Raw genomic sequence first — 13428 nt, forward strand, 5'->3', positions numbered from 1 at the left:
CGATATCATTGATCTCAGTCGATCTGCAGATATTCCATAAGATTAAGCACGCATTTTTCCGGAACCGAGACCTCTCCAATTTCGACCTGACTGAAAAAGCCATGATAGTCGCTGCCACCTGTTGCGAGAGTCCTGTATTTTCGTGACAGTTCTTCAAAATAGGTAATCTTCTCTTCACGTTGAACCCAGTAACCGTAATAGACTTCAATTCCAATCGGCTTGTAACTCAAAAGATCCTCAGTCAGGGACTGGTCGATTAGTCCCGGATGAGCCAGGACAGGAAGCCCGCCTGTTTCGAGAATCAGATCAACCGCATCAGGAAAGGGGTTGCCTTCATAGGGTATATAGGCTGTTCCGCCGGGCCTGAGACAGGACGCAAGATTATCCCAATTAATAGTGAGATTTTGATCACGTTCAGTTTTATTCCAGATCGAGTAAATAATATGAGACTTGCTGACGACGCCTTCGAAACTTGCTGTATTTTCAATCTCCTGCCATTCGAGCATCAGTCCCAAATCTTTTAACTTTCCGAGCATCAATTTTGTAACAGCAGTTCTCTCTTTACGGATTTGCTGAAGCTTTTCCTGAAGATAGTCATTATTAATGTCTCGGTAATAGCCCAACAGGTGAATCTCCCGATTCTTGTAATAGGTATTCAACTCAAGTCCGGGTATAATCCGGATTCCGTAATCCGGCGCAATGTTTTGCGCCTTGGTGACACCGGATGTTGTCTCATGATCGGTAATGGCGACAATATCCATCCCTTTTAAAGAAGAAATTTGCATAATCTCTTCAACCTTGAGACTTCCGTCAGACTGATTGGTGTGAATATGAAGGTCAGTTTTCAATCGTAACGATCCTCTCGCCAAGATTTGCTATAATGTTTTCTTTTATACTATTTTATTCGTTTTTTACGGCAAAAATCCTTCAAAATAATTTGAATGATTGTTATATGTATGATCTGCCATCAATTTAAATGCAGACTGAAATGTTATCGTGTCAATAGTCTGCGATAATGTCACCCTGATAGGGTGATAACTGTGCAGCAGAAATGTCATCCCTAAGTTTCTTGGAATAGAAAATTTCGGTATAGCCAAACCAAGGGGAATTAGTTTTGTTTTTAGGTTTAATTAAAGTCTCAGAAGGTAGGCAATTAGTAGAGTTGTCTGGCTGAGAGATATGTATTATACTTTCCTTAGGCTGAGTATTAAGCGGTTCTGGTTTAATCACAAGGCCCTTGAAAAGAACCTGCATTCCGATATGTTTACTGGTTGCTACAGTAATCGTGTCATGAGGGGATGCAGGGATTTCTTTATTATCCTTAGAAATTGGCAACCGGTATTTCTGACCTCTATAAGAAAAGGAAAGGCCTGAATCAAGCTTTCTTGTTTCATGTATAGCAAAGGTTAACTGAAATGCAGCCAAATCCTGTTTGGGCAAATAGGCCTTTTCCATGCTGGCAGCCTGGACGGAGAATTTGCGGTTGTAATAGGGAATATATTGCCTCAGGAATTCATTAGCCTGTTCAATTGAATTAATGCCTTTACGCTTCATATCTTTAGGCAAACGATCCTGCAAAGTTTCCCAGAGCCTTTCAATCCCCCCTTTAGCTTGTGCAGACTTGGCAATGATAAGTAGAATTTTGGTTTCTCTGAGAGCTCTTGCGAAGTGGGGTTGACGCTCGACTTTACCAGTTAGTTCTTCATCTAGTGTCAGTTTCTTTTTTGTTTTACTGTCATAAGCAAAGACTGTTCTACCATCGGTGTAAATTTCCCTTGGCAAATGGCCGTCTTGATTCATCTGAAACATCAACTCACAATACCCTTCAAAGGTTTCTTCCTTTTCGAAATGAAGAGCTAGAATACGACCTGTGGCATCATCTACAGCACCATGAAGGTGCAGGTAGGAGTCATTGCCCAGCCAATCATAACTGGAAGCATCCATCTGAACGAGTTCTCCTTCACGTTTACGGGCATTTCTTGACCGATGTTTCTTCGGTCTTCGTTTGGCCTTTGGGGATCGAATACCACTGGCTTTTAGATGTCTTGAAACAGTGCTGACAGAGACAAATATCCCCTTGTCTTCAGCGAGAACATCGGTAGCATGGCAAAAGTTATAGTTGATCAATTCCTTTTCGTAAATCTCAATGATGTTCAAGGCTAACTTTGGATCTAAGGCATTAGCAGGCTTACGTCCTCTGTTTTTATGCAGAATGCTCATGACCCCATTGGCGGTGGCCTCCACTTTCAACCGCTGTACTTGTCTGACGCTGAGATTTAGAAGCCCTGTGCTTGTTTGTTTAATAAATGGCCTGCCAATAATTCTTCGATAATGGTTACTTTTCTTGCTTCTTGCTTGCTCATTTCTAATTTCATCCTCCCATTATATCTGTTTTGTGAGGGGATGACATTTTCCTTGAAGAATTATACTATGACATTATCGCAGATCAACAACAAGACTGAAATGTTATCGTGTCAATAGTCTGCGATAATGTCACCCTGATAGGGTGATAACTGTGCAGCAGAAATGTCATCCCTAAGTTTCTTGGAATAGAAAATTTCGGTATAGCCAAACCAAGGGGAATTAGTTTTGTTTTTAGGTTTAATTAAAGTCTCAGAAGGTAGGCAATTAGTAGAGTTGTCTGGCTGAGAGATATGTATTATACTTTCCTTAGGCTGAGTATTAAGCGGTTCTGGTTTAATCACAAGGCCCTTGAAAAGAACCTGCATTCCGATATGTTTACTGGTTGCTACAGTAATCGTGTCATGAGGGGATGCAGGGATTTCTTTATTATCCTTAGAAATTGGCAACCGGTATTTCTGACCTCTATAAGAAAAGGAAAGGCCTGAATCAAGCTTTCTTGTTTCATGTATAGCAAAGGTTAACTGAAATGCAGCCAAATCCTGTTTGGGCAAATAGGCCTTTTCCATGCTGGCAGCCTGGACGGAGAATTTGCGGTTGTAATAGGGAATATATTGCCTCAGGAATTCATTAGCCTGTTCAATTGAATTAATGCCTTTACGCTTCATATCTTTAGGCAAACGATCCTGCAAAGTTTCCCAGAGCCTTTCAATCCCCCCTTTAGCTTGTGCAGACTTGGCAATGATAAGTAGAATTTTGGTTTCTCTGAGAGCTCTTGCGAAGTGGGGTTGACGCTCGACTTTACCAGTTAGTTCTTCATCTAGTGTCAGTTTCTTTTTTGTTTTACTGTCATAAGCAAAGACTGTTCTACCATCGGTGTAAATTTCCCTTGGCAAATGGCCGTCTTGATTCATCTGAAACATCAACTCACAATACCCTTCAAAGGTTTCTTCCTTTTCGAAATGAAGAGCTAGAATACGACCTGTGGCATCATCTACAGCACCATGAAGGTGCAGGTAGGAGTCATTGCCCAGCCAATCATAACTGGAAGCATCCATCTGAACGAGTTCTCCTTCACGTTTACGGGCATTTCTTGACCGATGTTTCTTCGGTCTTCGTTTGGCCTTTGGGGATCGAATACCACTGGCTTTTAGATGTCTTGAAACAGTGCTGACAGAGACAAATATCCCCTTGTCTTCAGCGAGAACATCGGTAGCATGGCAAAAGTTATAGTTGATCAATTCCTTTTCGTAAATCTCAATGATGTTCAAGGCTAACTTTGGATCTAAGGCATTAGCAGGCTTACGTCCTCTGTTTTTATGCAGAATGCTCATGACCCCATTGGCGGTGGCCTCCACTTTCAACCGCTGTACTTGTCTGACGCTGAGATTTAGAAGCCCTGCTGCTTGTTTGTTTAATAAATGGCCTGCCAATAATTCTTCGATAATGGTTACTTTTCTTGCTTCTTGCTTGCTCATTTCTAATTTCATCCTCCCATTATATCTGTTTTGTGAGGGGATGACATTTTCCTTGAAGAATTATACTATGACATTATCGCAGATCAACAACAGACTGAAATGTTATCGTTGACACAATCAAGTAATTCCGATATAATAGCTTTCGTCGTCAACTGTAGGAAAACACCCAGGGGATTAGTTTAATGGTAGAACAGCGGTCTCCAAAACCGTCAGTGAGGGTTCAACTCCTTCATCCCCTGCCAAGTGAATTTAAGGCTCAGAGGCCTTTTTTTATTTTTGTATTTATGCTTTGGGGCAGATTTTGGATAGTTTTTTTAACCGGAGAAAAAAAATAAGGGAATCGGAATTATCCGACTCCCTTATTTTTATTTCTATTTCTTTAGGTTATGATCTTTTTGATTTCAGATCATTTTGATATGTATCACTTGATTCACTTGATTTATTGCTTTTCTTTAAGCTTTTACTATTAAGTCTAAGATGAAATAGCACTAAAGCAACTAATAAGAAACCGGGAATAACATGGACGCTTTCAAAGATTTCTTTGGGGATTATTTCATTTGTTAGCGCGGTAATCACCAAGATCAGAAGATCAATACAGAGCAATACATTAACAATTTTTTTTCCTTTATCCGTATCCAATTCAATCACTCCTTTCATTAATAGATAGGTAATATATTAACAATCAATTATGTCCTTTATGTGAAATAATGGTGACAGTTATGTGAAATTCGAATGGACAAGGTGAATTTGATATGCTCCCTGTTTCTTTTAATTTGCAATTTTTCTGTATTTTTGATCACTTGGGAACATCTACAAAATTGAAACGGTATAAAAAGATTTTGTAATCCCATACTAAAATTAAAGGAGGGTTAATATGAGCTGGAGAGAATCACGATTTATGCAGGTTGTGTGGACTGTTATTCGCGTATATATTGGTTGGGAGTGGCTGAGTGCCGGTATCAGCAAAACTTTTGGAGCAAGTGCTGCAGCCTGGGTAGGCCCGAACGCAGGAGCGGCAGTTACAGGTTTTTTACAAGGAGCCCTCGCCAAAACTGGCGGCCAGCATCCTGATGTATCCTGGTGGTATGCATCATTTATTCAAAATATTGCTCTTCCAAATGCCAAAGTGTTTGGTTATGTGATTGCCTGGGGAGAACTTCTGGTTGGCTTGGGATTAATCCTCGGTTGCTTCACGACCATCGCTTTACTTGCGGCAGTCTTTCTAAACATGAGTTACCTACTGGCTGGTGCAGTCAGCACCAATCCGATGTTATTATTCTGGGAAGCTTTACTGCTTTGGGCCGGCGCAGCTGCCTACTACTGGGGAGTGGACAGAATACTTATACCCCAGTGGAAAAAACGACGACTCAAGCAAGGTATAGCGTAACAAAGTTTTTGAATTGGAATATTAAAGACACAGATTCTTGATCTGTGTCTTTAATAGTTTCTCGTTTTATAACAAAAACAAAGATTTTTCAAATTCCTTTTAGAAAAAATCTTTTCCCTTTTGGGCTTTTCATCAAACGTTTTTCTAGCCCTTTTTGTTCCTCATAAAAACCATTGACTCCTCAAGAGATCAATGGTATATTTGAATTTGATAGATAATTTTTATATTTGCATACAATATTTCTATTTTACTATATCACATATCTTTTTGATTGTCAATATCCTCTTGGCATAATCCTCTGATTAAATCAATACAACAGTGAAAGGGTGTCGGAAATGGAACCATTTATGCTGCTCCCTCCTGCCATGATCAACAAGATGGCCGTGCATGAGATCCTGGAATGCAACGAACAGACGGCCCGCTTTGGTTTACAGCTTTCAGCATCAGAAGCCTTGGAGCTTGTAGAAACACGGGCTCATTCTCTTCGCAGCTTCGGACGGGTTGAATTTGCAGGCGGCATGATTAATAAGCTCATTCTCCGCTTTTGTGATTCCCCTTTTCTCTCCTGTCACAATTATGCCTCTGCCTTAAATGACCTGATTGAGACATTTTATTATTTTAAGAATGAGACGCTTGATGAAATAAGCGACGACGAGTTAATCGGACTGATGAAGGTTTATTTTGACGGGAACTGTCAGGGCTCGCTTGAGCTGCTGCAAAACCGCGAACTGGAAACGCTTGCCCGTAATATCCGCTATGGCCTGACGGATTATTGGAACGTATATCTAGACAAAGATGATCAGGAAGATGAGGAGGCAGATGCATGGTGAATATCCGGAGAAAGAACGCAGAATTGAATACGCATCTTGATGAAACTACTGTATTACAGTCATTCTTGGAACAGGCTTATCAGTATGGATTATTGACAGATGTTGAAGTGCAGAATATTCAAATACAAATCATTGCGCTCCTGACGAAACAACTGAAAAGGTTTACACATGGCGACAGCTGCTCCGTAAAGTCGGAAACAGCGCAAAGTATCATGCTGTCCATCCTGTATACGATCGGTATCTATCTGAAAAGCCTGTCTGATCCCGATCTCTGTCTGAATTGTCTCAGGCAAAACCAAATAAACAATCTGTTTCAGGAAGGCATAAATATTATTGATCTTCGAATCAGCGAAGCTAAGACACTTCTGTCTGCAATTGTTCATGATCGTTTGACCTTTGATAATCAGGCCTACAGCGATACGCTCGAGAATGGCATTCCGGCATTTTTTACAGCTTATGATCCGGAATTCGCTGCGCACGAAACTCCCGGTTCAATCGATTACCCGCTAAGCAATGATCAGATGGATTTAACAGGGATTGTCTATATTCATCATTACTTGCAGCAATTATACCGCGAGGATACTTTCTGTCTGAATTTCCCCGGTGATGACATCCATTGTTTGCTGCGCGGGTATCACAATCATTCCGAGGACTTGCTGCTGAATGTTTTTGACCTGGTATTTGCTCAATCGCTTGGTTCGGTACTGGCTGGTAAACCTGCGCGTCAATTAAATATCAGTCATCAGGACCGGGAATACCTTCAGCAGAGATTAGCAAATCTTCCAGACCAAGAACTTGATCTTGAGCTGCAGCATGCTTTGACGCAAGTCAGCGACGACCTCAGGCTCGATGACTGTAGCTTGGTTCAGCTACTGGAAGAAAGTATAATTCCATTTGCTATAAGACTCAAAAATGCTTTGAGCAATGAGACGTTAGAAGCAGTCTTTATTACTTTAAAGTCACAATCGGAGCGTTCTTCCTTCGTTTTTGAAGACGGGCCTAGATTAGCAGATGACGTATTCCGGGACATTACCGAAGAAATCCGACAATGCCGTTATATTGAAGACAAGCTTACAATCATCCGGAGAGAAATCCGCAGTGTCGCCGACCTGGCAGACATTCTCGAAGCATCCTGTCTTTTTGAAGATGAATATGACAGTGTTTATCATTCTTTAACCTCACTGGAACTTGCACTGCTGATCAAATCATTCCCGGCTCCCGATCCGTCATTATTTATCCGTTCCGGACACGCAGCCACTGAAGAAATAAAAGAATGGCAGGTTCGGCTGATTTCTTTTTTAGACCGTCTTGTGCCGTCTGAACTGTCTACCCTGCTTCATCTTGCTGAAGGTATAACAATTATTTAAGCGTGTACTTCTCAACAGCTTAAAGGCTCGTGATCATTCGAATGCTTCGTGCCTCAGCAAAAAAAGCAGGGCCTCTGCTCTGCTTTTTTTGTTAATAAGACTGCATTCTTCATTATTCTTTTTTCTGCTATGTATCTTGGTCTGAAAAGAGCACGCAATGATCTACCTTGCACCACCATAGATGGTTGATTACCTAGCCATGATCTTTCGACCATAACCAAGCAGGTCGCCACCTATGATCATGGTTTGTTCGACCATGCAAGATATCTTAACAGCTGACAGCAACCTCACGGCTGCAGCCAACCATTAATTCTATAACTTTGTAACGAACTTACAAACTCATAGAATATACGACACCCGGCATAATCTTAGCTCGACCCTTAACGATAGGTTGGAACCCTAAAACAATAAAAATTAATCGACTGCCTTAAAGCTTTTCCCAACCGTTAAAAATCTTCCCTCCGACTGCCTGAAAGCCTTTGACCTTCAGCCAATCTTTGGCCGACCCGGTTACACCCCCGAAAGAGCATAACAGAATCTTGGCTCAACCATTACGTACCCTTTTACGATCTTAGAATTCGCATTTTTGCTGTTTTTTATCCAGGCAATAAATTCCTCACTTTTTCGTTGAGGGATGGATCAGTCACCGCCAAAGTCGAACAAATCACTTAAAAAAGATCCCCTGCGGTGCTTCGAATTTTTGCCGTAATGGTCACGATCATACTCATGCTCATGTTCACGATCATGTTGTTTGTCTTCATGCTCATAATTTCCGTATTCATTCACATATCCAGGTCTGCGTTCCTGCGTACTGCTCTCGGATTGAGATTTTTCGATAATTTTGTCCAATTCGCCGCGATCGAGCCAGATCCCGCGGCACTGCGGGCAGTAATCAATTTCTACTCCTTTGCGTTCCGTCATCTGCAAATTCACATGACACACCGGACAATCCATGAACAACACCTCCACAAGAATTTATTTATAGGATAAGCTTATATGCTTAATATTTGTTTAGAAATTCTGTTCCGTATTGATTGACAAATATATTTTGATATTGCAAATCTTGCTCCGTCCTGCGTAATTTTTGTTCAGCAGGATATCCAAGCCCAATCATACATTCCACTTTTAAGCCCCGAGGTATGTTCAGCACTTCCTGGATATATTCTTCCGTGGTCTTTCCCTCGGACTGATTTCTGTTTCTGACCTGAACCCAGCAGGAGCCTAGTCCCATCGATTTTGCGGCCAATTGAATAATGATTGCAGCTATGGATGCATCTTCGGTCCAGACATCGGTCAGACTGCTGTCCGCCAGGACCACAATGGACAAAGGGGCTCCGCTTAAGAAAGCTGATCCGTGCTCTCTGGCCAAGGAAAGTTTCTGAAGTAGGTCATGATCTTCCACAATGATGAAACGCTGCGGCTGAATCCCTCTACCGGAAGGAGCCAACAAAGCAGCCTTGACCAGGTTTTGGATTTTATCTTTTTCGATTGCGGCCGGACTGTATTTACGGATACTTCTTCTATCATATAATAAATCAAGCATTTTTATCCCTCTTTCCTGTATATTCATTGGCTTCTAATACACAAACTAGGATCTATCAGCTCTAGATAAAAACTTTACCCGTCTCAAACGCTCGCCTTATTTTTTTGAATATTGCTTCCCAAATAACAGGTCATATTCCAGCAGCCAGTAATCTTTTTCTGCTTCCTGAAATGATGAAGGAAGCTCGTTGTACGTCTGCCCATATTGGTCAACGAAGACCGATTTGCCGTAAACGGGCAGTACATCTGCCATCCGGCTGGTATACTCAAAAATAGTATTCCCTGGATAATTCAACTGTTTCAACAAATAGGCCCCTAGAAATGACGGGCTGATAAGTCCCAAATCTGTGGTACTTCGTATCGTTTTGGCTGCGTCCGCAGAACTTGTATCTGCATCTGTATCTGCATTTGTTTCAACCGTGTCCTGTTGATCGTTTGACCAGATGATCAGCGGAACCGATTTCATTTTTAAGGTGTCCCCCGTTGACCATTCGTTTTCATTCTCGGTAATATAGCCGGTTTCTTTATAGACTTCATAATCCTTACCTAAAAAAGGCAGGTGGTCCCCAAAATAAACAACGATTGTCGGCCTATCCGATTTCCGCAAATAGTCAGTCAGATAAGCCAGCGATGCATCTGCATCTCGTACGCCTTCCGCATAGGTGTCTAAAATCCCTTTTCCTTCGGATGTAAGACTGCCGGATGTACTGACCGTATGATCACTGTAACGGTCCGCCGGATAAGGACCGTGATTTTGCATCGTTACAGCAAAAATGAATTCCGGCTGATCGGCTGTTTGAAGCTCTTGAATAATTTTTTTACTGACTTCGATATCTGCGATATATTCACCGTCAATTTTGGCCCCGTTGAAATCTTCCAGACTATAAAAGTGCTGAAAACCCAGCAGCGGGTAAATCTTGTCCCTGTCATAGAACCAGCCGTGGTAGGGATGAATGGCCGTCGTCTCGTAGCCGTAACGCTGAAGTAAGTTCGGCAAAGCAGGCAGGGATTTTGTGACATACTGCTGGTAAGCAATCGCTCCCTGTGGCAGGAAATTGGTCGATAATCCTGTCAAAAACTCAAATTCCACATTAGCCGTACTTCCTCCAAACACCGGGGATAATATCTCGCCAGAAGCGCCTTCGTTACCTAATTCTCGAAAATTCGGCAGCGGATCTTCAGAAAAAGCAACCTTCGGAAGCCTGGTAGGATCCCAGAAAGATTCATCCAGAATGACAACAATATCCGGCTTCATTCCGCTGTCCTGAACATTGGCAGCCGCCGCTGACAAACCGGCTTTGTCCTCAGCCGTGATCTTGCTAATGGTTTCTTCACTGTAGCCGGCTGGCTTCAAAACCATGATATATTCCGTGTTCATCATGAAACCCAGAAGAAAACCGTTCTGTAAGCTGTTTTGGGTTTGGACCCAGTAGATATGTTCGATTTCGGCCATTTTAAACAACGTCTGGATCGGCGTATGCCGGTAAAAAACCAGTAATGGAATCAGAATAGCGACGCCCACAAGAACGCCCATCCTGGTCCTTAAGCGTAGGCGATATTTCGGAATAAAGAATGTCCCGGCCAGAATGAGGACGATAATCATCATGCCAAGAAAAAAAAGGACCGGCAGCACTTCTCCAGAAATCTTAGGCAGCAGATTATAAACCTGATCGAATCTCCCAAAATCCCAGGGAAACAAAGGATCCCCTAAAAACTGTTTCTTCACCATATTTGTTAACGAAAGTAAAATCAGCAGGACGGATGAAGAAATGACCGTAAGCCGCAGATTACCTGTAAGAAAAAGAAAAAAACACAGAAGTACAATTGCCAAAAAATCGTTAATTAAAAATACCAGGAGATTGGAATAGATCCATACAAAAGCTGATTTAAAATCTCCCCGTTGGATAATTTCAGCAATAATGACCTGGATGAATGCTGTGGCTGCAATCCAGATCAGAAAGCCCTTAGCTGATAATTCCCTGGTTCTCAAAGGGCTTCTAACAAATCCTTGGAAGGCCTTCACCATATAAGACATCGATAACTCTTTTCCCTCCGAGTCTTGTTTTCACTGTTACGAGAGGTCTTCCGGTCTCTGCAACGCTGCCAATCAGTCTCGCCTTGGTGCCAAGAGAATTTTGCTTTAGAATATTCAGAGCCCGTTCCGCATGTTCCTGAGCAGTGATACAGAGAAACTTTCCTTCATTGGCCATATAGAGCGGATCCAGGCCTAAAATGTCACAGAAGGATTTGACTTCCGGATCCACAGGAATTCTTTTTTCCTCTATTTCTACAGCATGGTTCGAAGCTTCGGCAATCTCATTCAGAACCGTGCCCAAGCCCCCCCGTGTAATATCCCTCATCGCGCGGACCTCAATACCAGCCTGAAGCAAATCCTCAACCATTGGTCCAAGATTTGCACAGTCACTTTGGATTGAATTGATAATTTCCATGCGCTGAGACATGATGCAGGCATGATGGTTGCCCAAATCACCGCTAACGATGAGTGCATCTCCCTCACGGATCACATCTGTGCCAATGTTCCTGCCGCTTTTTCTGAAACCAAGACCGGCTGTATTGATATACAAACCGCCATTTCCCTGAACGACTTTGGTATCTCCGGCAACAATTTTGATGCCTGCTTCCTTAGCCGTTCTGCTCAGTGAAGCAACGACGCGGTCAAGCAAATCCATATCGAGGCCTTCTTCGAGAATAAATCCGGCTGTCAGATACTGAGGCTCGGCTCCTGCCATCCAGAGATCGTTTACCGTTCCACAGACAGCAAGCTTGCCGATATCCCCGCCCGGAAATTCCAGAGGCGTGACCACAAAAGAATCGGTTGTCATCGCTAGCGGATATTCGGAAACAGGCAGGATTGCCGAATCTTCCATTTTATCAAGGTAATCGTTGGCTAAATATTTATGAAAAAGATCTTTGATAAGCTCCCTGGTAGCATTGCCACCGCTTCCATGCGCCATTACAATCTTCACTAACTCACCTACTCATTTTTCATTACAGGCTGCTTATCCTGAGTACATCGGCAAACTATATTTCTTTATCTATCTTCTTTTTATCTATCTTCTTATTATATTTTTCCAACTTATTTTCTGCCATACTCACATTTAAACGTTTGTTAAATTCTTGAATGGATTACTTTTTGGTAAACCGAAACCAAATGCCGCAGGTGCCCTCAGACGATACCATACAGGGTCCCTGCGCTTTAGCCGGTGTACAGGCCTTCCCAAACATCGGACACTCATCAGGGTTGATCTTACCAAGGATAACCTCGCCGCAGCGGCAGTTCGTCGTTTTTTGAGCAGCATCACCGGCAAGGTCGGCCGAACCGGCATCGTATTTCCGGTATTTTTGATTCAGATATAAACCGGAATCCTCAATAACGCCGATCCCGCGCCAAAAAGCCGGTCCAGACTCAAAATAATTGCTGATATAGGCTAAAGCAACCGCGTTCCCTTCGGGCTTAACCACGGAAGGATAAAGATTATGCACTTCGTGTTTATGATTTTCGACTTGTTTGACCAAATCATATATTGCGATCAGGATATGTTCCCCTTCAAAGCCGGCTACGGCAAAAGGCTTCATGTACTGCTCCGCCAAATCAGCATAGGCCTGCGAACCAAGAATTGTGCTGACATGCCCCGGCGCAATAAACGCTGATATTTCATTATCCGTGGCGCAGATAAAATCAAGAGCCGGCATAACCTTGCGCAGCGCAGTTAAAAACTTAATATTCGTCAGACCGGAACGCTCCGTCTGCTCAATAACTAGCGCATAAGATGGAATCGTGGTCTCAAAGCCGACACAGGCGATCACATACGTAAGTTCCGGGTTAGCTGCGGCCTTTTTGAGCGCTTCCTGCGGTGAGTACATGATCTCGACCCTGGCCCCGTCTGCTTTGGCTTCACTTAAAGATTTCTCCGAGCCCGGCACTTTCATCATATCGCCAAAGGTAAGCAGCACACAGTTCGGTGTTAAGGCCCATTCAATGGCTTTATCAATATAGGAAGCCGGAGTTACGCACACCGGACAGCCAGGGCCGGATATAAGCCTGATCTCTGGAGAAAGCAGACTGCGTATGCCGTTTTTAAAGATTGAGGAAGTATGAGTTCCGCATACTTCCATGATTTTAAGCTCCTGATGATCGCCGGCAAGCTCTTTCAGTATCTTGTCAAGATTCATATTTCAGTGACTCCAATTCTGCAAATAACTCCAAAATCTCATCAGCAGTGTCCTTCTGAATTACTTCAATAGCACATCCTGCATGAACCAGTACGTAATCACCTGCTTGGGCATCCACCAGGGCCATATTGACATCGATAATATTTCCCTGGAAATCAACCTTGCCGGTAAAATCGTTTACTTCCACTACTTTTCCAGGAACAGCCACACACATTTCGTTCACCACCCTGTTTAAATGCCGCTAGTAGTTATTCTATTACGGTTCACCT

Annotated in this window: 13 protein-coding genes and 1 tRNA gene; 4 read left to right on the forward strand and 10 right to left on the reverse strand. The window is 42.7% G+C overall.

The window, feature by feature from the left end; genetic code table 11:
- Positions 1–14: 14 nt before the first annotated feature.
- The 3 genes from DHBDCA_RS03750 to DHBDCA_RS03760 all read right to left on the reverse strand — a co-directional run bounded on the left by DHBDCA_RS03750 (position 15) and on the right by DHBDCA_RS03760 (position 3851).
- Entirely contained in the window at positions 15–848 is an 834-nt protein-coding gene (locus DHBDCA_RS03750) for a PHP domain-containing protein (RefSeq protein ID WP_015042833.1), read from the reverse strand.
- Positions 849–999: 151 nt separating this feature from the next.
- Entirely contained in the window at positions 1000–2244 is a 1245-nt protein-coding gene (locus DHBDCA_RS03755) for an ISNCY family transposase (protein ID WP_242824960.1), read from the reverse strand.
- A 230-nt stretch (positions 2245–2474) separates the two neighbouring features.
- Positions 2475–3851: an ISNCY family transposase gene (locus DHBDCA_RS03760; protein WP_242824890.1), complete on the reverse strand. Its 1377-nt coding sequence runs from the start codon at positions 3849–3851 to the stop codon at positions 2475–2477.
- A gap of 156 nt (positions 3852–4007) precedes the next feature.
- Between DHBDCA_RS03760 and DHBDCA_RS03765 the strand changes: the two genes are divergently transcribed.
- Positions 4008–4081 (forward strand) — tRNA-Trp (locus tag DHBDCA_RS03765).
- 142 nt (positions 4082–4223) lie between these two features.
- Here the strand turns inward: DHBDCA_RS03765 and DHBDCA_RS03770 are convergent.
- A complete protein-coding gene (locus tag DHBDCA_RS03770) occupies positions 4224–4478 on the reverse strand; it encodes a hypothetical protein (protein ID WP_015042836.1) in 255 nt (84 codons plus the stop codon).
- 235 nt (positions 4479–4713) lie between these two features.
- Between DHBDCA_RS03770 and DHBDCA_RS03775 the strand changes: the two genes are divergently transcribed.
- The 3 genes from DHBDCA_RS03775 to DHBDCA_RS03785 all read left to right on the forward strand — a co-directional run bounded on the left by DHBDCA_RS03775 (position 4714) and on the right by DHBDCA_RS03785 (position 7423).
- Positions 4714–5226: a DoxX family membrane protein gene (locus DHBDCA_RS03775; RefSeq protein ID WP_015042837.1), complete on the forward strand. Its 513-nt coding sequence runs from the start codon at positions 4714–4716 to the stop codon at positions 5224–5226.
- Positions 5227–5561: 335 nt separating this feature from the next.
- On the forward strand, positions 5562–6056 hold the full coding sequence (locus DHBDCA_RS03780; protein ID WP_015042838.1) for a DUF6323 family protein: 495 nt from the start codon (positions 5562–5564) through the stop codon (positions 6054–6056).
- Positions 6050–7423, forward strand: coding sequence for a DUF6179 domain-containing protein (locus DHBDCA_RS03785; RefSeq protein ID WP_015042839.1), 1374 nt, complete (start codon positions 6050–6052; stop codon positions 7421–7423). Before DHBDCA_RS03780 ends, DHBDCA_RS03785 begins: the two co-directional genes overlap by 7 nt.
- A 639-nt stretch (positions 7424–8062) precedes the next feature.
- Here DHBDCA_RS03785 and DHBDCA_RS03790 read toward each other — a convergent pair.
- From DHBDCA_RS03790 to DHBDCA_RS03815, 6 genes are all read right to left on the reverse strand, one after another.
- A complete protein-coding gene (locus DHBDCA_RS03790; RefSeq protein WP_015042840.1) occupies positions 8063–8377 on the reverse strand; it encodes a TFIIB-type zinc ribbon-containing protein in 315 nt (104 codons plus the stop codon).
- Positions 8378–8423: 46 nt separating this feature from the next.
- Positions 8424–8993 (reverse strand): nitroreductase family protein, encoded by a 570-nt coding sequence (locus DHBDCA_RS03795; RefSeq protein ID WP_015045129.1) that lies wholly within the window; start codon positions 8991–8993, stop codon positions 8424–8426.
- A 69-nt stretch (positions 8994–9062) separates the two neighbouring features.
- Entirely contained in the window at positions 9063–11000 is a 1938-nt protein-coding gene (locus DHBDCA_RS03800) for an LTA synthase family protein (RefSeq protein ID WP_193352136.1), read from the reverse strand.
- Entirely contained in the window at positions 10963–11952 is a 990-nt protein-coding gene (gene hypE, locus DHBDCA_RS03805) for a hydrogenase expression/formation protein HypE (protein WP_015042843.1), read from the reverse strand. The genes DHBDCA_RS03800 and hypE overlap by 38 nt, the downstream gene beginning before the upstream one ends.
- 160 nt (positions 11953–12112) lie before the next feature.
- Positions 12113–13159, reverse strand: coding sequence for a hydrogenase formation protein HypD (gene hypD / locus DHBDCA_RS03810; protein WP_015042844.1), 1047 nt, complete (start codon positions 13157–13159; stop codon positions 12113–12115).
- The gene (locus DHBDCA_RS03815; protein WP_015042845.1) at positions 13149–13373 is read right to left on the reverse strand and encodes a HypC/HybG/HupF family hydrogenase formation chaperone; all 225 of its coding nucleotides are present in this window, start codon (positions 13371–13373) and stop codon (positions 13149–13151) included. Before DHBDCA_RS03815 ends, hypD begins: the two co-directional genes overlap by 11 nt.
- Positions 13374–13428 lie beyond the last annotated feature (55 nt).

The organism is Dehalobacter sp. DCA (assembly GCF_000305775.1).
Classification (GTDB): domain Bacteria; phylum Bacillota; class Desulfitobacteriia; order Desulfitobacteriales; family Syntrophobotulaceae; genus Dehalobacter; species Dehalobacter alkaniphilus.

Bases quoted from the DNA above. Each gene is read 5' to 3' on its own strand.
- DHBDCA_RS03760 (WP_242824890.1), bottom strand. From the start codon at position 3,851: ATGAAATTAGAAATGAGCAAGCAAGAAGCAAGAAAAGTAACCATTATC.
- DHBDCA_RS03775 (WP_015042837.1), top strand. From the start codon at position 4,714: ATGAGCTGGAGAGAATCACGATTTATGCAGGTTGTGTGGACTGTTATT.
- DHBDCA_RS03780 (WP_015042838.1), top strand. From the start codon at position 5,562: ATGGAACCATTTATGCTGCTCCCTCCTGCCATGATCAACAAGATGGCC.
- DHBDCA_RS03785 (WP_015042839.1), top strand. From the start codon at position 6,050: ATGGTGAATATCCGGAGAAAGAACGCAGAATTGAATACGCATCTTGAT.
- DHBDCA_RS03790 (WP_015042840.1), bottom strand. From the start codon at position 8,377: ATGGATTGTCCGGTGTGTCATGTGAATTTGCAGATGACGGAACGCAAA.
- DHBDCA_RS03795 (WP_015045129.1), bottom strand. From the start codon at position 8,993: ATGAATATACAGGAAAGAGGGATAAAAATGCTTGATTTATTATATGAT.
- DHBDCA_RS03800 (WP_193352136.1), bottom strand. From the start codon at position 11,000: ATGTCTTATATGGTGAAGGCCTTCCAAGGATTTGTTAGAAGCCCTTTG.
- hypD (WP_015042844.1), bottom strand. From the start codon at position 13,159: ATGAATCTTGACAAGATACTGAAAGAGCTTGCCGGCGATCATCAGGAG.
- DHBDCA_RS03815 (WP_015042845.1), bottom strand. From the start codon at position 13,373: ATGTGTGTGGCTGTTCCTGGAAAAGTAGTGGAAGTAAACGATTTTACC.